We start from the raw sequence: 18705 nt of genomic DNA on the forward strand, positions 1-18705 counted from the left end.
CTAATACGATAAAAGCTTTGACATATATAATTCATTCACAAATTTGCCATCTATCTTTAACGAGTCCCTTTTGACACCTTCGACTTCAAATCCTATTTTTTTATACAAGGAAACCGCGGGCACATTATGCTCTATTACGGTCAACTCTAAGCGACGAATCGATCGTTTCTTCGCCCATTCTTCTAATCTACTAAATAATTGAACTCCGACACCTTTCCCCCTATAATCAGCACGTACACCAACGACAATATAAACTCTATGCTTAATTCGAGATGGGCTGTTCCCAATGGCAAACAGGTAACCTACTAATTTATAATTATCCTCTGCAACAAATATAGAGGAAATTTCTTCTGTTTCTAGTCGTTCCATTCTTTTTCGTTGATGGTCAACCGAGATTTCCCTTTCCCCAGGTGCAAATAACATCATATTTGATTCCTCAACATCGGCCATTAACGTACTTAATTGTTCTGCATCCTTAACAGTCGCTTCTCTTATCATCACATTTCTTCATCCTTTCCCGTTGTTATCGCCGTTTCACTAATGAAAAGACTCAACTTTAATCTACCTAACCACCGTTCTGATTCTGAAGTTTTCTTCGTTATAGCGTTGATTTCTTCTACATATTGTAAACCGTCTACAGCTTTGTAGTTTACTGGTAACTTAGCTATTCTAGAAATAATTAAAGGCCATTCGGCGTCTGTCATTTTAGCTTTAGAATACTTCTGAATATAGGTGGCGCAAGCCCTAGAAAAACTGCAAGATCCAGCTGTAACGTCAGCTTCCATTCCAATTTCTAAAGAAAATATTTTATTTGTTATTTTTTCTGTTTCAATCCACTCTGTTGGATGAGTGTTCAAGGCATACTCTGTACGGCCATAAATGAAATACCCGTTCTTTTGGATCCCATTTACAGTGTCTTTTAACTCGGGCAGATTGTATAAGCTCCAAGTTAATAATCTATCAAAATCACAGTAATGGAAATATGTACTTTCTCCTGTTAATCCAAAGCTAACAACCTCTCTTCTAGCATGAGCCGCGCCTAACTTAGGAATTATTTTCACTTGGAAACAACTATTATTCAGTTGTTGGATTAATTCATTTGACGTTTGGTCGCTAACAGTTATAAATAACTCACTGTATATATGTTTTAGATGTTCGTATGATTCCTTAAACAGACGGATATTTTTACCACTTGGATCATGTGTTATTGCTAATAGGGCAACTTTGTTCATATCGATTCACCTTCCATGTTTTATTTTAACAAAAATTCCCTAGGAAGGACATGGAAGTCACTTAAAACAAAAAGAGATGAGACATTCGCCTCATCTTAGTTCAGAAAACTTTTTTATCTCTGTACCTGGATAATAAAAGTCAATGATATCCTTATATGACTTTCCGCTTTCTCCCATTATTTCTGCGCCCCATTGACTCATTCCAACACCGTGTCCAAAGCCCCTACCTTTCAAATAATAAACGCCTTCTTTAAGCTCAAACGAGTCAATTAAATAACTTTTAAACGTATTACCACCAATCATCGGTCGAATTCGATTTATATTACCTTTTTCCAGATCGACTACTTCATAAAGAATAGTACCATCCACAAGGCGGTGTAAAAATTCAATTGATATAGTCCCTTCTTCTGCTCGATCAGTTACAGGGGAATGAAGTTCAACGTTAAATTTAGGAATTGCTACTACTTTTATATCTCCTACATACCCTTTTTTATGTAGGGATCTTTTTATAGAATCCGTAATAGGTTCGTCTAATTCTTTTAATTCATCCCAAACATTTGGATGATCCCAATTAATGTTTTCTAGCTGGATTTGTGTTTGATGTAAACGAAATTCCCATGGATTAATTGGATCATAAGGGTCTTCTTTGATTGGAAAATAGGATAGTTTTTCGCCACCCCATACGTGGTCATTTCTTTCCGTTAATCCACCATTGCTAGCAGAATAAAAAGCATCTATCGGCCGATTGTTATATGTTATTACTTCTCCCGCTGTTCCTTCCACTGCTCTTGACGTTTTTTCTTCCCACGTATACCCTCCGTAAACTTGATAGGAAATAGTATCATCCATATTTCTATGCAAATTTGTAATGGCATACGTTCGTGCCGCAAGAGTCTGAGCTTTCAACGTTTCCAATTCCCACGTAGGATACACTTCAAAAGGAACAACACCTTTTAAATAATCTTCTAGCAGCAGCTGATTAACTGGTCGAATGAAATGCCCTTTTTCAATGATAAACTCCATTGCTCCCAAGTATGGACGGTCATCGATAACCATAATGTGCTCAGTATCGTATTTTTTAGGTATAAATGCAACGGAACCTTCGATTTGATAGCTAGTTCCCTCACTTTCGATTACGAGCATCCTTTCTTTCACTTTAAAGGTGTAGTTCTTTCCTTCTTCTAGTGAAAAAGATGAATCGAAAGTAGTATACTCTCCCTTCACTTTTACTGTTAATTCGTTTGTATCTTCTACATAATTTACTAATCGAATTGTAATCATTTCATCGGCAAAAACATTTGTTGGCAATAATAAAATCATCGTGAAAAGTAACCAGAAATAATGTCTCATATTAGTATCGTTTCTTTCCTTATCAATGAATATTCGTTGAAGTCACCCGCAAGCTTTTACCAATTATTCAATCTTGGCTATTCTTTTAACAAAGCTATCAAGCATTTCTGGTAGTTCACTAAAAGAAAATGAGGTGTTTAAGCGTTCTGTCCATTTATGGGCGTCCTTTCCTACAGGACCTAAATTATATACTGGCATTTGTATAGCTTTCATCTCTTCAAACGGTAGTGAATAGGCCTTTCCATAGACCGGTATGTTAGTCTCCAATAAATCATGTGCTTGTAAATTCGCATTACCGATAAAACTTAAATCACAAAGACCAGAAAAGTAATTCGTTTTTGTCCATTCTGTCCCTTTTTCCTTCCACTCTTTTAAAAATGTATGTACAGCCTGCATCGTTTCATCCTTTTCCTCTGTTGCAACAGCTGGATAAAAAGGTGGTGCATAAAATAAAATAATCATCGGTCCTTTTTCCTTGCAAAGAGACGCTAGCTCTTCCACTACCTTTATAGATTGCTCTCTTACATCATCCGAACAGTTTACAATTATGGATTGTATTTTTTTAGCTATTTCTTGTTCACCAAATTTTTCCACTGCGAAACGTAATAGCTCCGAGTAGGTGTATACCGAGACATGATAATTCGGTTTTACAAATGAAATTTTCTTCCCTAACTTCTCTATCCTTTCTTTTGTATGTTCCATAATATTATTTGCAGCTTGGAAAGCAATTTCTTTAAATGCTTCTTCCCATTCTTGTAAAGATTTTTTTAGGAACTGTACATTAAATAAAGTGACCGCTGTATGTGGGATTTGTACGGAGTATCCGTCTTTCAAGTCTTTTTGCACTAAATTCGTTGGTGGTGGTGTAACCGTTGAGCCTACTTGTTCGCATAAGTCAATATTCCACTCCATTAACCGATTAATTTCGGATACCATCAAATTGGCATTTAATCCTAACAACGACTCTCCCACATGTGTTTCTTTCCCGTAACAAAAAAATCCTGGCATAATTTTACCAATGGAGCCTGTATATAAATATAAATGATCATCACCAGGATAGAGCTGAAACATCGGTTCAGAGTTAATACAAGTTTTATAGGTGAAATTATGTTTGTTGGCAAGTTCGTTCAGTACTGGTAACGCAGAAATCATACCTTCAGAATTCACTTCTTCATCTGGAACGGTAAGAAGTAAGAGATTTACTTGCCATTGTTCATGGATTGCCCTTTCCAACAGACCCATCTGGACAGTTAACCCTGCCTTCATGTCCATTGTTCCTCTACCATAAAGCCAATCGCCTGTCAGTAAGTGATCTTTTGCCTCATCAGGTAAAAGATCTACGTTTTCATATAATTTTTTCGTCAATTCTATTGGTTGAAAAGCAAGGTTTTTAAAGAGACCATAGTCTTCAATTCCAACTACATCGAAATGGCTTAGCAACACAATCGTATCCGTTGCTTTTTCATGCTTGTATAACGCCGTTACAAAAGCACGGTTATCGTTCATTTTATTTAATTGGATCTTATCTTCATTTTGCTGAAAGTACCGTAAAGTACAAAGTTTTTCATATATGTAAGCTGCTAACTTTTTCTCCTGCTCGGATAGTGTTACACTACCATGCTGCACTAAAGAGACGAGTAATTCTGTTAGCTGTTCTTTTGTTTGCCATTGCATTCTATTTCCTCCTATTTTTACATCCTACTAAATCATACTAGCAAAAGAAGTTACAAGCATACAACTCCGTGAAAAGTTCACATTGTTTTAAGTATCACGTTTCATTTGTTATAATTTAGCTACACGAAAGAAAAATGATGGAGGGATTAGTTTAGATGCGAAAAACTGCACTTTTTTCACCTTATACAGTTAAAAATGTTACGTTAAAAAATAGAATTGTTATGTCACCTATGTGTATGTATTCAAGCCATAATGAGGATGGGAAAGTACAAAACTTTCATAAAACACATTACATATCTAGAGCGGTAGGGCAAGTAGGCTTAATTATGCTGGAAGCAACAGCTGTTCAACCACAAGGAAGAATAACGGCTCAAGACCTAGGAATATGGGATGACGCACATATCGAAGGACTAAAAGAATTAGTTTCGGAACTTAAGAGTTATGGTTCTAAGACATCGATACAGCTTGCACATGCTGGGAGAAAGGCTACTGTGGACGGTGAAATATATGCACCTTCTGCTATTAGTTTTAACGAGAAAATGAAAACCCCGAAAGAAATGTCAAAAGAAGATATTCATGATACGGTTCAAGCGTTTATAGATGGAGCGCGTCGTGTGAAAGAAGCCGGGTTTGACATTATTGAATTACACGGTGCACATGGATATTTAATTAATGAATTTTTATCTCCTCTAACCAATAAAAGAAATGATGAATATGGTGGAACGAAAGAAAATCAATATCGTTTCTTAAAGGAAATTATTGATGGAGTGAAGCAAGTATGGGATGGTCCACTATTCGTACGTGTTTCTGCCCATGATTATCACGAAGATGGTTTAACGGCGGAAGATTATGTTACGTATGCTCAATGGATGAAAGACCAAGGTGTAGACTTAATCGATGTAAGTTCCGGTGCAGTAGTACCAGCTTCCATTGACGTTTACCCAGGATACCAAGTAGGTTATGCCGAAACGATTAGACACGGGGCAAATATTGACACAGGTGCAGTTGGACTAATTACATCAGGCCTTCAAGCTGAAGAAATTCTTCGCAACAATCGTTCTGACTTAATTTTCGTAGCTAGAGAGCTTTTACGTGACCCATATTGGCCGCGCACAGCCGCTAAAGAATTAGGTGTAGAGATAGACCCACCAAAACAGTATGATCGTGGCTGGTAAGAGGTAAAATTTTTTAAAAAGCAGAGGTTCTAGTATCCTCTGCTTTTTCTATTTTTATAACCTAACCTTCATTAAATAAATGATGAAAAAGTCTTCCTTTGTCTTCAAAAAATTGTTTCATTATTTGATAGTGGTTTGTTTCTTCCAATGTTGTTTCCTTCATTCCGTCTGCCGTTAATTCGATTATTTTAGCATTAGGATAGCCCATTATGATAGGGGAATGAGTAGAGATAATAAACTGAGATCCTTCATTGACTAATTCATGTATACGGGCGAGCATGGACATCTGTCTTAACGGAGAAAGTGCGGCTTCCGGCTCATCTAAAATATATAAACCATTCCCATAAAACCGATTCATAAATGCTGCAAAGAATGACTCACCGTGTGAAAGTTGATGAAGTGGTTTCCCACCAAATGAGTCGACAATTTTTGATCCTCCTTGAGGTTCACTATCTAGCTCCTCAATATGGGTTGCCACATTATAATAAGATTCGGCACGAAAGAAAAAGCTGTCCTCTGATCTAAAAGGACCCCTTGCAATCCTTAAGTATTCATGTAGGTTAGAATGAGAATCATAATTAGAGAAGTTAAAGTTCAAAGACCCTCCTTCAGGATTAAAACCTAGAGCTACTGCAACCCCTTCAAGTAGAGTAGACTTCCCCATGCCGTTTTCACCTACAATAAAAGTTACATTCGGATGAAAGCGTAACTTCTCAAAATTACGAATAACAGGTAAATTAAGCGGAAATCTTTCGTAATTGTATATATTTTCAGCCTTTAAGCTAACGTATTTAACATATTGAGAAACACTGTCTAATTTCACTCTATACACCTCTTAATTAAAAACATAATCGTATCTATAGTTCTATCGTACTTGTAGAAATACCTGCTTATTTAAAGATATCTTGAATTCGAGATAATTTTATGGTATATTAAAAGTATAAATTACTTAACTATTTTTTCCTATAAAAGGAGGAGCTATTATGCAATTTTTAGGCATTCATCATGTTTCCTTATTAACTTCTAACGCAGAAGAAAATTATAGATTTTTTACAAAAGTACTTGGTATGCGCTTAGTAAAGAAAACCGTTAATCAAGATAATACTCAATCCTATCACCTTTTTTATGGCGATGCGAAAGGAAACCCTGGAACCGAAATTACATTTTTCGATATTGCTGGCCTTGGTAGAACGTATGAAGGGGTTTCTAGTATTTCTTCTACAGGGTTAAGAGTAAAAGATACAGAAGCATTAATGTTTTGGAAAAAGCGTTTTACAGAAATAGGGGTAAAACATGAAGAAATAGTGAAAAGAGCAGGTCGCGACTCTCTACTTTTTCAAGATTCAGAAGGCACTAAATTAATATTAGTTGCTGATAATGGTGAAAAAGGTGTTGCACCTGGTGTACCTTGGGAACGAGAAGATATACCATCTAAATATGCTATCATCGGACTTGGCCCAGTCACTTTAACAGTGAAAGAAATATTACCTACAGCTGCCATTTTAACGAATGTGATGGGGTTCCGCCACATTGGCTCTTATCCATCTTTAAAAGGCGACTATGCTCCAATTGAAGTTTATGCAACAGGTGAAGGGGGATCAGGTGCAGAGGTTCATATTGAAGCAAGACCTGATTTACCGCGCGAACGACCAGGAAGAGGTTCTGTTCATCATGTCGCATTCCGCATTCCGAACGAAGAGGAGTATAATAGATGGGTAGAAAAATTGAAAGCTACCCGCCTACCAAACTCTGGTCGGGTAGATCGTTACTATTTCAAAGCTTTTTATTTCAGAGAGCCGAACGGTATACTTTTTGAGCTTTCTACTGACACACCTGGATTCGATGCTGATGAACCAATTGAAACATTAGGCGAAAAATTAGCACTACCTCCATTTCTTGAATCGAAAAGAGCGGAAATAGAAGCTAGTTTACGACCTTTAGAATTAAACTAGGAAAGTATCATAGGATTTTCTTTCTGAGTCGTGCATAAAAAACAGGATAAAAGCAGTTGATTCGTATAGGAATCAACTGCTTTTTAAGTTCGAGAAGGCTCTAGTCTTTAGAAAAAACTAATCTTATCAAATGGATAAAAGCGCATAACTACTTTTCCAAGCACATTTTCTGTAGGAACAGGACCGATATTTCTACTATCCTTACTCCCATTTCGGTTATCTCCCATTACGAATAGATGCCCTTCTTCAATCGTAATAGGGCCAAAATTATTTTGTATAGAGCTATCTAAATACTCTTCCTCTAGTGCTTCACCGTTGCGATACACGATACCATCTCTACATTGTAACGTATCTCCTGCTTTACCGATGACTCGCTTTACCCAGTACGTTTCCTCACCTTCACTATTTCCACCACTAATAGAACGTATTATCGGGCTTTCAAGAAACTGATCTTTTATTGTTGTTGTATCTAATACATCACTATTTATAATAACGACATCACCATAATTAGGCTCTGCACCAAGTAAATAAGGGCTTTTGAACACCATTACTTTATCACCAACTTTTTCATTATCAAAAGGATCCTTTCCCTCTAACGTTGGCTCCATCGAGCTACCACTCACAGTGAATGGTTGCATAATAAAAACAGTCAATAAAACAGAGATCGTAAAAGCTACTAATAATGCCTTTCCCCATTCTAAACTTTCAAGTAAAATTCGTTTCATCAAAAATGTCATCCTCTCTCTAAATATACATTCTTCATCTACTGTGAAATTCCTCTAATTTGTTATTTAGTAATTTATAAATGACCCATCTTTCCTATTTACGGGATGAATACCACCTTGCCTCTAAAACATAATTTTTATCACCTGTAACAATTCTCTCATGAAAATCTAATATAACTTCGAAAATGTTGACGGAATCATATTTCAGCTCATTTTACACGAAGATATCATTTGCAATCTGTTTAGAAGCATGTTTCAATAAAGAGACGCTGAAATTAAGAAATGAGGTATAAACATGAAAAAGAAATTAATCGTTTTATTAGTTGCTTTTATTACAGCACTATTTTTAGCTGCATGTAACAATGATACTAATAATGAAGAAGCAGGAACCGATGAAAATCAAGAATCAACTGTAACGAAAGAAGATATTGAAAATATAGAAGATGACCAAGTAGTTGCAACTGTTAATGGTAAGGAAATTTTCGGTCGTGATTTCCATATGATGTATAACACAACGGTGATGATGTTTGGTGGACAAGAATTAGAGCCAGGCATGATGATGGAACAAACGATGAATGCATTAATTGAACAAGAGGTGTTAATGCAAGAGGTTGAAGAAAAAGGTTATACAGTTTCTGACGAAGAAGTGGAAGAATATTTAAACAGTGAAGTAATTGTAAACTTCGAGAGTGAAGAAGCATTTTTAGAGCAATTAGAAGGAACTCCATATACGTTAGACACGTATAAAGATCAATTAGCAAAATCATTAGCTATTGATGCCTATGTTCAAGGTGAATTATCTGCTGAAGTATCTGATGAAGATGTGAGAGCATACTACGATGATGCTGTTGCTCAAATTGAAAGTGAGAATGAAGAAAGCGAAGAAAAAGCGGACATTCCACCTTTTGAAGAGCTAGAAGAAGACATTAGAGCTTATTTAGAAGAAAACAACATTAATCAACAGTTAAATGTTATGGTAGTAGACTTAATGGAAACTGCTGAAGTAGAGCGTTTAGTGTAATAAACGAACATAAATGACTAGACCCACGGTGAAATACCGTGGGTTTTATTTTCGTTAAAAACTCTAAACTGCTTTTCTCTCCATTATATTTAACCCAATTCCCATACAAATAACACCAAACGTAAAGAGGATAGACGTAGGTAATAAAAATTGGTCAAAACTCCAATTTAAATAGGTTGCTCCTTTTAGCATTTCCATTCCGTAAAATAACGGTACTACTTTTGATAGTGCCATCATAATTTCTGACTGAACAATTTCAATCGGCCAATAAGCCCCACCAATCATCGCCATACTAACAGCTAATAATGGAATTAATGCATTCAATTGTCTAGGATTTTTCACGAAAGCGCTTATTAGCACACCAAGTGAAGTTATAGCAAATAGAAACGGAATGATAACTAGTAAACTTTTTGTAAATCCTCCGTAAAAATCTACTCCTAATCCGTACTGAAAAACATTAAAAATAATAAATAACTGTAAATAACCTAGCATTAACGAGAAAACGATATGCCCTAAATACATTTGCATTTTAGAGAGTGGCGATAGCAATACCCGATTCCATATCCCCTCACTTTTCTGTTGAACGATGGCACTTACAGTAAATGTAACAGTATAAAAAACAAAAAATAAAGAGAAGCCGAATAAAGATTGTAATGATTGATCGTAAATAAAATCATCTTTGTTAAAACTTGTTTCTTGAATCGGATATAAAGCTTTAGACTGCTCTAATTGGTTCATTATTTCATTAGGTGCTTTGTTTAATTGATTAGCCGCGTTCAATACAGTTGATACCTTAATTAAATTTGAATATAAGTGAGCTTCTAATAACATAACTTCTGATGTTTGTGCCCCTGTTGTTATCGTAAAACTATCCCTTTTTAAGTTGACGGCTAGATCAATACTATTCTCATTTAAAAGCTCTTCCACTTTCTCTCTACTTGTTACTTCAAGCAAATAATCTCCAGTATTATTTAATAATGGTACAATCTCCAACAATTCTTCAGTGGAAAGCTCCGTTGAATAGGTTGGGATGATCTTTTGTGAGCCTGATTGAAGCTGAGAGGATCCTAGTATACTCCCGAAAAGAATAGTTAATAAAATCATTCCAATTACAGTAAATGGCTGGTGAATGATATGTTGAATATGATTTTTTATGATAGCATACATTACGCAACACTCCTTTTCGGAAAAAAGATAAGGGCTAAAAGACTTAAACCAATAGCCGTTATCAATAAAACTACTACGTATAGTTGTATATCCGCCCACTGACTATTCTCTTGCATGACAGCTAAATATGCCTTTAATGCAGCTCCATTTGGCGTAAAGCCACCTATTTTCCATAACGTTTCTGATATTGCTTTCCAACTTATAAAACTCCCCCCAACGAGGGCTAATATGGTGACAATTAAATTAGAAAAAAGCGATGAAGCTCTTTCGGTATTAAAACGGAAATTTAACGTTGTAAACAGGACAGAAAAACTACCAACGACAAAGCTAATACATAAAGTAACAATCGAAAATAAAATAATATTATCCCAATGTACACCATAGATAAGAGAACTCAGGCCAAATAATATACATAATTGAATAAATGATAGCACTGTCCCCGTTAACCATTTACTAAAAATATAAAATGACGGTGATACATTTGATAGTAAAATCCGGTGAAACACAAATTGTTGTTTTTCATATAGAGCATATGCTGCCACAAAAGAAGCTACATACAAAACGAACATGACACTCATTCCAACAGCATAATATTCAAAGGATGAGATTGGTTGAGACCCCTTTAATGTAACAACCTCCCCTTCAATGTTCGGTATCGAAATAGTTTGAAATGCACCCGTTTCCGCAAATTCCTTTCCTATTATCGTATTTAATTGAAACTGTTCCATATAGCTTTCAACAACGTTAGAAACGACCGTAGCTTCTAACCCTTTTGCATTATTTAATGATAAAGAAAGTAATGGCAATGTATCCTCTTCATTTAAAAAAATGTTCTTCCATGTCGCTAAACGATATCCTTTTGGAAAAGAAAGTACAGCTGAAAACTGTGAGGAATCTAGTGCTTCTTTCTCATCCTCCATCATGATCACTTTAAAAATGGTCGTGCTCTCAAACACTTCATTTACTAACATATCTTGAATGGATAGACTTTCAGCAGTTGTTATCATCGTATCAACAGCTGAAGTTGGGAAACCCTCTTCTTTTAAAATAGTTAACAACTCTTCTTTTTCCGCTTCCATATCACCATTATCAACAACAGCAACTTTCACATTTAACACTTCTTCACTTTCATTCATTACCGCTCCTAGAGCAAATCCTAAAATGGTAATTAAAAGAAATGGCATAAATAATAGGAGGGTAACTTCCTTTTTATCTCGGATTACTTGTATCATATCTTTTTTCAATAGTGTTTTAATCATATAAAAATCACCTCCTAATCTCTTAAAACTCTACCGGTAAGATGTAAAAACACATCTTCTAATGTTGGTGTTTTTATTTGAATACCTTTTATAACAGCTTCTGTATCTTTAGCAATTTGAAAAATATCCTCTAGAACATTTACTTCCCGAGGAGCAAGAATAATGACTTGATTTTCTTTAGATGTAACAGACGAAGTTGTAATATGTTGGGACAGTTTATTGATAAAATCGATATTTTCATTTTCTAACTGTATTTCAACAGCATGCTCTGATGCTAAAATATTTAGCACTTCTTCTTTCGTACCAGAGGCAATAATCTCTCCACGATCCATAATATAAATCCGGTCACATAGAAACTCTACTTCTTCCATGTAATGACTCGTATATAAAACTGTCATTCCTTTTTCCTTGTTTAGCCTCTTGACGGTTTCTAAAATATAATTGCGAGATTGAGGGTCGATGCCAACTGTCGGCTCATCCATAATTAATAACTCTGGTTCATGTAGAAGCGCAACAGCTATGTTCAATCTTCTTTTCATCCCACCCGAAAAAGTTTTCACTTTATCTTTTTTCCTATTCTCTAATCCAACAAGCTGTAATGTCTCGGCAATCTTTGTTTTCAGTTCTCCTTTTGAAAGGTTGTAAATACGACCGAAGAATTCCATATTTTCATAAGCTGTTAAATCTTGGAAAATAGCTATTTCTTGAGGCACTACCCCTAAAATGGAACGTAAATGCTGTGGTTGTGTTTCAATGCTTTCTCCTTTAAGTAATACTTCTCCGCTTGTTGGTTGGACTAGAGAGGATAACATCGAAATGGTCGTAGATTTCCCAGCCCCATTTGGCCCTAACAGTCCTACCGATTCGCCCTTTTCCAAATACAAATTTATTCCTCTAACTGCCTCATGCTTTTTAAAAGACTTTGTTAAATGAATGGCCTCTAACATGATAATATCGCTCCTTTATTATTTCTAATTACATTTTAACTGTTAGGAAAACGGCAGAGTACTACTGAGAGTCATTACTTTTAATAGAAATAGTGACTAAAGTAATGGTTTGGAGGAATGACTGGAGGAAAAATCTTATAAAAAAACATCCCAACAATAATGTCAGGATGCTTTGTTAGTTTTATAAATGATTACATTGGAAAATCTAAGTACTACCTTCTTGAAGTAACGTCTAGCACCGGCACTTTTCTTCTTATGAAACTAGTTTTGTTATTACATCAAACCGGATCAGTAGAGTAATAATAATAACTCCTAACAGAACATCACTAACGGTAAGAATAGAATGTTTAGGGGTAGCTGACTTTTTCCATTCGAAATATGCTTGTATACTACCTTGTATAACGATAAATCCCGACATAGCAAGTAACATAAGGTTAATTGAGTAGTTATGAAATACACTAAAGTAAAGAACAATAAAAATAACAACTGTATTCGCAATTCTCACGATCCAATCGAGTTTGCGGTGAAGCGAGTTTACGTGATTATAAGAGAATATTTTCTTTTTTTCTATCTTATATATTTTTCTTAAAACTCCATGTATTGCAAAATTCACAATAAATATTGATAAAATAATAACCCCTATCATCAACCAGTTCATATACATCCCCTCCCCCATGTTTGCTCATTCACACAACCCTGATTTAATTGCATAAATAGCTAATTGGGTACGATCACGTAAATACAATTTTTGTAGCATATGAGTTATATTATTTTTCACTGTTCCTATCGAAAGAAATAATGCATCGGCTATTTCTTGATTGTTTTTCCCTTCTCCGACTAGTTTCAATATGGAGATTTCTCTTGATGTAAGGGAAGGGTCCAATTGTACTTGCATTTTGTTTTTCGAGAATAGTTTCGGGACCACTTTAGCAGCAACAGTAGCATCAATCATGATTCCACCTTCGTAAGCAGTTTGGATAGATTCGCGTAATTTTCTTGCATCTGCTGTCTTCAGTAAAAAACCAGCAGCACCTAGCTTTAGTGCTTCCATAACATATTCATCATCTTCAAATGTAGTTAAAATTAAAATGATTGCATTAGGATATTGTTTTTTTAATAGTTTGGTTGCTTCCAATCCGTTCATTTCTGGCATTCTAATATCCATTAAAACGACATCCACTATATGCTTCTCATAAAGCTCAACGGCTTCTTTCCCATTTCCAGCTTCCGCTACCACAGTCATTTGCTCATCTTGCTCTATCATTAACTTGAGACCTTGTCTAACGAGCAATTGGTCTTCTACTAGTAAGATATGTATCATTTTAATCTCTCCTCCAGAGGAAACGTGCCTTTAAGAATAAACTTACCATTTAAAATATAATATTGGATGTTCCCGCCAATATTCATGAACCTTTCTCGCATATTAGATAAACCGAAGCCTTCTTCCAGTCTCTCTTTATGGTCATGAATGGCGTTTTCCATCGTCATCATAAACGTATGATTTCCAGCTAGTTCCATTGTTACATTTATCTCTCGAGAGTGAGCATGTCTCATTGCATTTGTTAATCCTTCTTGAACAAACCGATACAGTACAACATTTTGCTCATTAGATAGATTGGTAGATAGAACACCAGTTTTAGTAGTTAGTGCAACTCGTATATGACTTTCTGCTTCTAACTTTCTAATTAAATGAATAACAGATGCCATTCCTTTATTCGTATCTTCTTTCAGTGTTTTCACAGCTTTTCTCATTTCTTCCAAACTACTTGAAGCGAGATCTTTTGATTGACCTATTAAAACCTTCACTTCTTTTGTTGTCACTTGATGCTCCGCTACAGCAAGTTGCATCATTAGTGCTGTTAGTTGATGTCCTACAGAGTCATGAATATCCCTTGCAATTCTTGTTCTTTCTTGCAATCTAGCTTCTTTTTCATGCTCTACTACTTGCCTTTTCACTTTTCTATATTCTACTAAGAGCGTTTTCCATTCTTTATCTCGTTCCAGTTTTTGTTTTGAAAGTTGTTGTAGAAGATAAGCTGACATAAAAATAAGTCCAGTTATGCATAGGTGAAAAAGAAAGAAAGTATCCAACCGATAAAAAAATGGATATAAAAGGGAAGGAGCTACAATCAATAGTTGAATTTTCCACTCTTCCTCTTTTGCAGAACTAATCGCCACATCGATTAATAAAAAGTAATAAATTAAAAATAGAAAAATATTTGTCTCGGAAAAGAAAAGGATATGTGCGCAAAACGTGATGGAGGCTAATAAAAAATACGTTAGACGTTGCACCTTCATAATAGGCACGCTGAAATAAAAAGTGAAAAACACTCCAAAGAAGAAGATGACACCCGCTAGAGATTGATCCCGTTCAAACATGATAATTAATACTAAAATTACTAATAGAATACATGTTTTTATCCACCATTTCATACTTATCACCCAGTTTCGTTTTAAGGAATATCAAAGGAGGATAAGTCTTCTACGATGTATGTAGACGGAAAAATCTCCCTTGCTTCTAATTCTAGTTGCTGAACCGCTTCTTTTTGGTATCGAGAACTAATATGGTTAAGCAAGAGTTGTTCAACGTTTGCTTCTTTTGCAACCGTCGCTGCTTGTTCAGTTGTCGAATGAAAATATTCATGTGCTAACAGCTCGTCTTCCTTCGCAAAAGTTGCTTCATGAACAAGTGTATTTGCATATTGTGCTAAACTGATTGCTTTATCTGTAAAACGGGTATCTCCAAGTATTGTAACGATTTTCCCTTTTTTCGGTTCCCCTAAAAAGTCCTTCCCGTTTACAATTCTTCCATCTGGTAATGTGACAACTTTTCCTGCCTTTATTTCCCCTAAAATGGGACCCGCTTTTATATTTGCTTCTTTAATTCGGTTCATTAAAAGAGGAGCTGGAAAGTCTTTTTGCATAATTCGAAATCCGTAAGAAGGAATTCCATGGATTAGCTCTGCAATCTGTACTGTAAACTCACTACCTTCTAATAGTAAGCAGTCAGAGCTAAATTCTTGAATAGTTAAATCATATTTTAAATGTGTACCACTAATACGAAGAGAAGTATCTACATACTCTTTCGTCCCAGTAGGTCCATATATATGTAATGGGCTTTCCCCACCTTGAAATGATCGACTTCCTAACAACCCAGGCAAACCAAAAATATGATCACCGTGCAGGTGAGAAATAAATATTTTTTCAATTTTCCTCGGCTTAATGGATGTATGTAAAATTTGGTGTTGAGTTGCTTCTCCACAATCAAACAACCAAATTGCACCTTCTTTATTCATTAAATGTAATGCTAATGATGAGACATTACGATGCTTCGCCGGCACACCTGAACCTGTACCTAAAAATGTAATCTTCAAACTATGTTCCTCCTATAAAAAACAGTTGTCCCTATATACATACTAAAGAAGAGTGGAAAGTTTTTCAATTACGTAAATGCGCTTTTTACTAGATTACATATAATTTTTTACCATTCCCCAAACTTCAACCGTATGGTATGCCTCTAGCGGTGAATCAAAATGGATATAGATTGGGGATTGCTGTAATGTAGGGTATACATAAAAAAACTCTTTATCACCATACATTATTGCCTCTAATGCTAACGGTAACTCGCGTCGAAAGATTGTATTTCGAATAGCAGTTTGTTCCGGTCCATAGTTTCCGACATACACAAAAACGAAAAGATATAGTTTTCCATTTAGATGTCTCCACTCTGCTAAAACTTCGTCTCTCATTTCTGTTATTTTTTCATACGCATACTTTTTCCCAATTGTTAGAAAAAGTTCACCCGTTTCATCAGAATGGGTTAATGTATATCGTCTACCTATTATCGGTTCAGTAACCGTCACTTCATTTCGCCATTGCACAGTAAGTTTTTCAGGATTTAATTTATTCAATTCTCCTTCACCCTTTTCACAAAAAATACTCTCGTTATAGAAGTATTCTATTCATACACATTGTATAGGTGATAGTAGAAGGAAATTGTATTACCATACAGGAAAAATATAGTACAATAGAGAAAGATTCATGTTAAGGGAGACTTGCAAATGAATGATGTGAAAATTATCGTATTTGATCTTGATGGAACTCTTTATGATGATGTTGTCCATTTTCGTTATTATGCCGATCTACTAAAAGATTACGTAGCAGAAGACAAACAAGAACAGTTTGAAGCAGATTATAACGCAGTGTTAAAAGGACAGCATTCATTAAAAATCGGTAGAGCATATGATGCAAAAAGAGACTTAATTTTAAGTCATCTGAACGGTGTTGTACAAAAGGCATACAATTGGAATGGAGAAGAAATTCCGACAGAGGATGTAACCACTTTCTACCCTGAAGCTATTCCGTTCGACTTAACTTCTATCATTAGTATTGGGGATTTATGGTGGGTACCAGTTACGATAGCTAGACATTATGGGGTGACAAGTGAAGAAGCATATGCTTGCTTTATGCAAACGAGAGAACATATGATGACAGAAGAATTTCAACTAAATCCTCATGAGCAATTTCGTGAAGTATTACAATCTCTACATAAAAAATATACGTTAGTGCTGCTTACAAACAGTCCTCAATCAGATAGCGATGTTATTATTGAGAAACTAGGATTTACTTCCTACTTTCAAGAAAAGTTTTTTGAGGCACAAAAACCGATTAAAACGAAGGTAAGATTTTCTAATATCGCGGAGAAGTTTGATGTTTCTTATGAAGAAATTTTAAGCATAGGTGATAATTATATTAATGAAATCTTCCCTGCAGTGGAACTTGGCTGTAAAACAATTTATATTGATGCACATGGCGCAGGGGCAGGAGACTCTCATACCACTACTGTAAGTAATTTAACGGAGTTATCTAAAGTTTTAAGAGAAAAGCTTTTATAAGAATAATCATAGCCGTTGCTAGTTATCGGTTCATATAGAAGGTATGCCACTTATGTTGGTACACCTTCTATTTTTTTCTGTCCGAAACAACTGGCTTTTCCCAATTCAGATGTACATACTTTTTTGTAAAGTAAACAAACTATGAAAGGAGGTGCGTCTAATGACGAAAAAATTCGAGACCTTATTTTTAATTATTTCTTCTACAATTTCTATTATACTTTTACCCTTTGCAATTTATAAAAAGTCATTTAAGGACTGGGTGATTGTTTATCTTGTTTCCATACTAGGTAACTCGTTAGCAGATAGGTATTTTGTGAAAAAAGGGTTTATTAAATATAAAATAAGGCCATTTCAGAGGATGTTCTCAATTCATTTACCTTTTGATTTTTTTCATTACCCATTATTACTACTATATTATAACCAATGGACACTTAATAATGGACCGGTACGTATATTTTTAAAACTTTTCCCTTTTCTAATACCACAAGTAATAATTGAAACTTTTGCAGAGAAAAAAACTGATTTAATCACTTGGAAAAAGGGTTGGAGTTGGTATCATTCCCTCATAAGTTTATTTGTAAAATTTTTAGTCTGTAGGCTAATAATTGCACTTATAAGAGTTTTAAATAATAAAAAGGTCTCAACTATGTAATAGAAAAAAACTATTTTACGTAGTTTTATAAATTAATCTAAAAGGTTGAAGAATAACATGTACCTACTTTTTGTATTAGTTGTTTATTTCCTATTAGCTTACTTTTTTGTCGATTGGAAAAATTGGAGAGATTATTATCCAACTATTCTTTATTTTATCGTTTTTAACTTATTGTACAACTTCATTTTTTATAATTATACCCTATGGAAATATAGAGCAGTTACTGTAGATTGGTTAAACCATACGATTATTGACATATCATTTACTTTCATAATAGTCCCTATCGTTCTAATGATTTATTTACGGTATTATCCGGAAGGGAAAAAACAGTTTTTATATCTAGCTGTATGGATTGCTTATTTTACTATTATTGAATATATCTTTTATAAAAAAGGTTTATTTATTTACGAAAATGGTTGGGATTCTTTTTGGTCAATGATATTTAACATTATTCTTTTTGTCGTTGTTAGAATACATTTCAAAAATCCACTACTAGCAATAATGGTTTCTATTCCGATCATTACAATACTATTAATGTTGTTTCACCCTTCCATCTCCGACTTAAAATGATTGGTGGTAATTAAAAATATGGCTTCAGAACAAATTTCTACCCCATTATTTTTCGTATTATTAATAATAATTTATCTTCTAATGGC

Annotated in this window: 20 protein-coding genes; 6 read left to right on the forward strand and 14 right to left on the reverse strand. The window is 34.9% G+C overall.

The features are described 5' to 3' along the window. The 4 genes from BC6307_RS14375 to BC6307_RS14390 form a co-directional block, all read right to left on the reverse strand. A complete protein-coding gene (locus BC6307_RS14375) occupies window positions 1–498 on the reverse strand; it encodes a GNAT family N-acetyltransferase (protein ID WP_342351668.1) in 498 nt (165 codons plus the stop codon). Beyond that, entirely contained in the window at window positions 498–1232 is a 735-nt protein-coding gene (locus tag BC6307_RS14380) for a hypothetical protein (protein WP_066413102.1), read from the reverse strand. Before BC6307_RS14380 ends, BC6307_RS14375 begins: the two co-directional genes overlap by 1 nt. A gap of 90 nt (window positions 1233–1322) precedes the next feature. After that, window positions 1323–2582, reverse strand: a complete 1260-nt coding sequence (locus tag BC6307_RS14385) for a SpoIID/LytB domain-containing protein (RefSeq protein ID WP_066413098.1) — start codon at window positions 2580–2582, stop codon at window positions 1323–1325. 63 nt (window positions 2583–2645) lie between these two features. After that, a complete protein-coding gene (locus BC6307_RS14390) occupies window positions 2646–4256 on the reverse strand; it encodes a M20/M25/M40 family metallo-hydrolase (RefSeq protein ID WP_066413095.1) in 1611 nt (536 codons plus the stop codon). Between the two features lie 155 nt (window positions 4257–4411). On the opposite strand from BC6307_RS14390, the gene namA reads away from it, so the two are divergent. After that, entirely contained in the window at window positions 4412–5431 is a 1020-nt protein-coding gene (namA, locus tag BC6307_RS14395) for an NADPH dehydrogenase NamA (protein WP_066413089.1), read from the forward strand. Between the two features lie 61 nt (window positions 5432–5492). Here the strand turns inward: namA and BC6307_RS14400 are convergent, their stop codons facing one another. After that, on the reverse strand, window positions 5493–6254 hold the full coding sequence (locus BC6307_RS14400) for an AAA family ATPase (RefSeq protein ID WP_066413086.1): 762 nt from the start codon (window positions 6252–6254) through the stop codon (window positions 5493–5495). A gap of 160 nt (window positions 6255–6414) precedes the next feature. Between BC6307_RS14400 and BC6307_RS14405 the strand changes: the two genes are divergently transcribed. Then, window positions 6415–7383 (forward strand): ring-cleaving dioxygenase, encoded by a 969-nt coding sequence (locus tag BC6307_RS14405; RefSeq protein WP_066413083.1) that lies wholly within the window; start codon window positions 6415–6417, stop codon window positions 7381–7383. A 107-nt stretch (window positions 7384–7490) separates the two neighbouring features. Here the strand turns inward: BC6307_RS14405 and lepB are convergent, their stop codons facing one another. Further along, the gene (lepB, locus tag BC6307_RS14410; protein WP_066413081.1) at window positions 7491–8108 is read right to left on the reverse strand and encodes a signal peptidase I; all 618 of its coding nucleotides are present in this window, start codon (window positions 8106–8108) and stop codon (window positions 7491–7493) included. 295 nt (window positions 8109–8403) lie between these two features. Between lepB and BC6307_RS14415 the strand changes: the two genes are divergently transcribed. Then, window positions 8404–9129 carry a SurA N-terminal domain-containing protein gene (locus tag BC6307_RS14415; protein ID WP_066413079.1) on the forward strand — a complete coding sequence of 242 codons (726 nt, stop codon included), beginning with the start codon at window positions 8404–8406 and terminating at the stop codon, window positions 9127–9129. 63 nt (window positions 9130–9192) lie between these two features. Here the strand turns inward: BC6307_RS14415 and BC6307_RS14420 are convergent, their stop codons facing one another. The 8 genes from BC6307_RS14420 to BC6307_RS14455 form a co-directional block, all read right to left on the reverse strand. After that, window positions 9193–10296, reverse strand: coding sequence for an ABC transporter permease (locus BC6307_RS14420; RefSeq protein WP_066413077.1), 1104 nt, complete (start codon window positions 10294–10296; stop codon window positions 9193–9195). Then, a complete protein-coding gene (locus BC6307_RS14425; RefSeq protein WP_066413074.1) occupies window positions 10296–11555 on the reverse strand; it encodes an ABC transporter permease in 1260 nt (419 codons plus the stop codon). Before BC6307_RS14425 ends, BC6307_RS14420 begins: the two co-directional genes overlap by 1 nt. Window positions 11556–11569: 14 nt before the next feature. Then, window positions 11570–12502 (reverse strand): ABC transporter ATP-binding protein, encoded by a 933-nt coding sequence (locus tag BC6307_RS14430; RefSeq protein WP_066413070.1) that lies wholly within the window; start codon window positions 12500–12502, stop codon window positions 11570–11572. A 253-nt stretch (window positions 12503–12755) separates the two neighbouring features. Further along, the gene (locus BC6307_RS14435; RefSeq protein WP_066413068.1) at window positions 12756–13160 is read right to left on the reverse strand and encodes a DUF4181 domain-containing protein; all 405 of its coding nucleotides are present in this window, start codon (window positions 13158–13160) and stop codon (window positions 12756–12758) included. A 24-nt stretch (window positions 13161–13184) separates the two neighbouring features. Next, the gene (locus tag BC6307_RS14440; RefSeq protein ID WP_066413064.1) at window positions 13185–13823 is read right to left on the reverse strand and encodes a response regulator transcription factor; all 639 of its coding nucleotides are present in this window, start codon (window positions 13821–13823) and stop codon (window positions 13185–13187) included. Next, a complete protein-coding gene (locus BC6307_RS14445) occupies window positions 13820–14935 on the reverse strand; it encodes a sensor histidine kinase (protein ID WP_066413062.1) in 1116 nt (371 codons plus the stop codon). The genes BC6307_RS14440 and BC6307_RS14445 overlap by 4 nt, the downstream gene beginning before the upstream one ends. A 20-nt stretch (window positions 14936–14955) precedes the next feature. After that, window positions 14956–15876: a ribonuclease Z gene (rnz, locus tag BC6307_RS14450; RefSeq protein ID WP_066413060.1), complete on the reverse strand. Its 921-nt coding sequence runs from the start codon at window positions 15874–15876 to the stop codon at window positions 14956–14958. Window positions 15877–15969: 93 nt separating this feature from the next. After that, window positions 15970–16413, reverse strand: a complete 444-nt coding sequence (locus BC6307_RS14455; protein WP_066413058.1) for a staygreen family protein — start codon at window positions 16411–16413, stop codon at window positions 15970–15972. 150 nt (window positions 16414–16563) lie between these two features. Here BC6307_RS14455 and BC6307_RS14460 point away from each other — a divergent pair, with 150 nt between their 5' ends. The 3 genes from BC6307_RS14460 to BC6307_RS14470 all read left to right on the forward strand — a co-directional run bounded on the left by BC6307_RS14460 (window position 16564) and on the right by BC6307_RS14470 (window position 18619). Further along, window positions 16564–17397, forward strand: coding sequence for an HAD family hydrolase (locus BC6307_RS14460; RefSeq protein WP_066413056.1), 834 nt, complete (start codon window positions 16564–16566; stop codon window positions 17395–17397). A gap of 160 nt (window positions 17398–17557) precedes the next feature. Next, a complete protein-coding gene (locus BC6307_RS14465; RefSeq protein WP_066413047.1) occupies window positions 17558–18049 on the forward strand; it encodes a CBO0543 family protein in 492 nt (163 codons plus the stop codon). A gap of 57 nt (window positions 18050–18106) precedes the next feature. Then, the gene (locus BC6307_RS14470; RefSeq protein ID WP_066413045.1) at window positions 18107–18619 is read left to right on the forward strand and encodes a CBO0543 family protein; all 513 of its coding nucleotides are present in this window, start codon (window positions 18107–18109) and stop codon (window positions 18617–18619) included. Window positions 18620–18705: the final 86 nt, after the last annotated feature.

The organism is Sutcliffiella cohnii (assembly GCF_002250055.1).
In the GTDB taxonomy this organism is placed as follows: Bacteria; Bacillota; Bacilli; order Bacillales; family Bacillaceae_I; genus Sutcliffiella; species Sutcliffiella cohnii.

Bases quoted from the DNA above. Each gene is read 5' to 3' on its own strand.
- BC6307_RS14375 (WP_342351668.1), bottom strand. From the start codon at position 498: ATGATAAGAGAAGCGACTGTTAAGGATGCAGAACAATTAAGTACGTTA.
- BC6307_RS14380 (WP_066413102.1), bottom strand. From the start codon at position 1,232: ATGAACAAAGTTGCCCTATTAGCAATAACACATGATCCAAGTGGTAAA.
- BC6307_RS14385 (WP_066413098.1), bottom strand. From the start codon at position 2,582: ATGAGACATTATTTCTGGTTACTTTTCACGATGATTTTATTATTGCCA.
- BC6307_RS14390 (WP_066413095.1), bottom strand. From the start codon at position 4,256: ATGCAATGGCAAACAAAAGAACAGCTAACAGAATTACTCGTCTCTTTA.
- namA (WP_066413089.1), top strand. From the start codon at position 4,412: ATGCGAAAAACTGCACTTTTTTCACCTTATACAGTTAAAAATGTTACG.
- BC6307_RS14405 (WP_066413083.1), top strand. From the start codon at position 6,415: ATGCAATTTTTAGGCATTCATCATGTTTCCTTATTAACTTCTAACGCA.
- lepB (WP_066413081.1), bottom strand. From the start codon at position 8,108: ATGAAACGAATTTTACTTGAAAGTTTAGAATGGGGAAAGGCATTATTA.
- BC6307_RS14415 (WP_066413079.1), top strand. From the start codon at position 8,404: ATGAAAAAGAAATTAATCGTTTTATTAGTTGCTTTTATTACAGCACTA.
- BC6307_RS14420 (WP_066413077.1), bottom strand. From the start codon at position 10,296: ATGTATGCTATCATAAAAAATCATATTCAACATATCATTCACCAGCCA.
- BC6307_RS14425 (WP_066413074.1), bottom strand. From the start codon at position 11,555: ATGATTAAAACACTATTGAAAAAAGATATGATACAAGTAATCCGAGAT.
- BC6307_RS14430 (WP_066413070.1), bottom strand. From the start codon at position 12,502: ATGTTAGAGGCCATTCATTTAACAAAGTCTTTTAAAAAGCATGAGGCA.
- BC6307_RS14435 (WP_066413068.1), bottom strand. From the start codon at position 13,160: ATGAACTGGTTGATGATAGGGGTTATTATTTTATCAATATTTATTGTG.
- BC6307_RS14440 (WP_066413064.1), bottom strand. From the start codon at position 13,823: ATGATACATATCTTACTAGTAGAAGACCAATTGCTCGTTAGACAAGGT.
- BC6307_RS14445 (WP_066413062.1), bottom strand. From the start codon at position 14,935: ATGAAATGGTGGATAAAAACATGTATTCTATTAGTAATTTTAGTATTA.
- BC6307_RS14460 (WP_066413056.1), top strand. From the start codon at position 16,564: ATGAATGATGTGAAAATTATCGTATTTGATCTTGATGGAACTCTTTAT.
- BC6307_RS14465 (WP_066413047.1), top strand. From the start codon at position 17,558: ATGACGAAAAAATTCGAGACCTTATTTTTAATTATTTCTTCTACAATT.
- BC6307_RS14470 (WP_066413045.1), top strand. From the start codon at position 18,107: ATGTACCTACTTTTTGTATTAGTTGTTTATTTCCTATTAGCTTACTTT.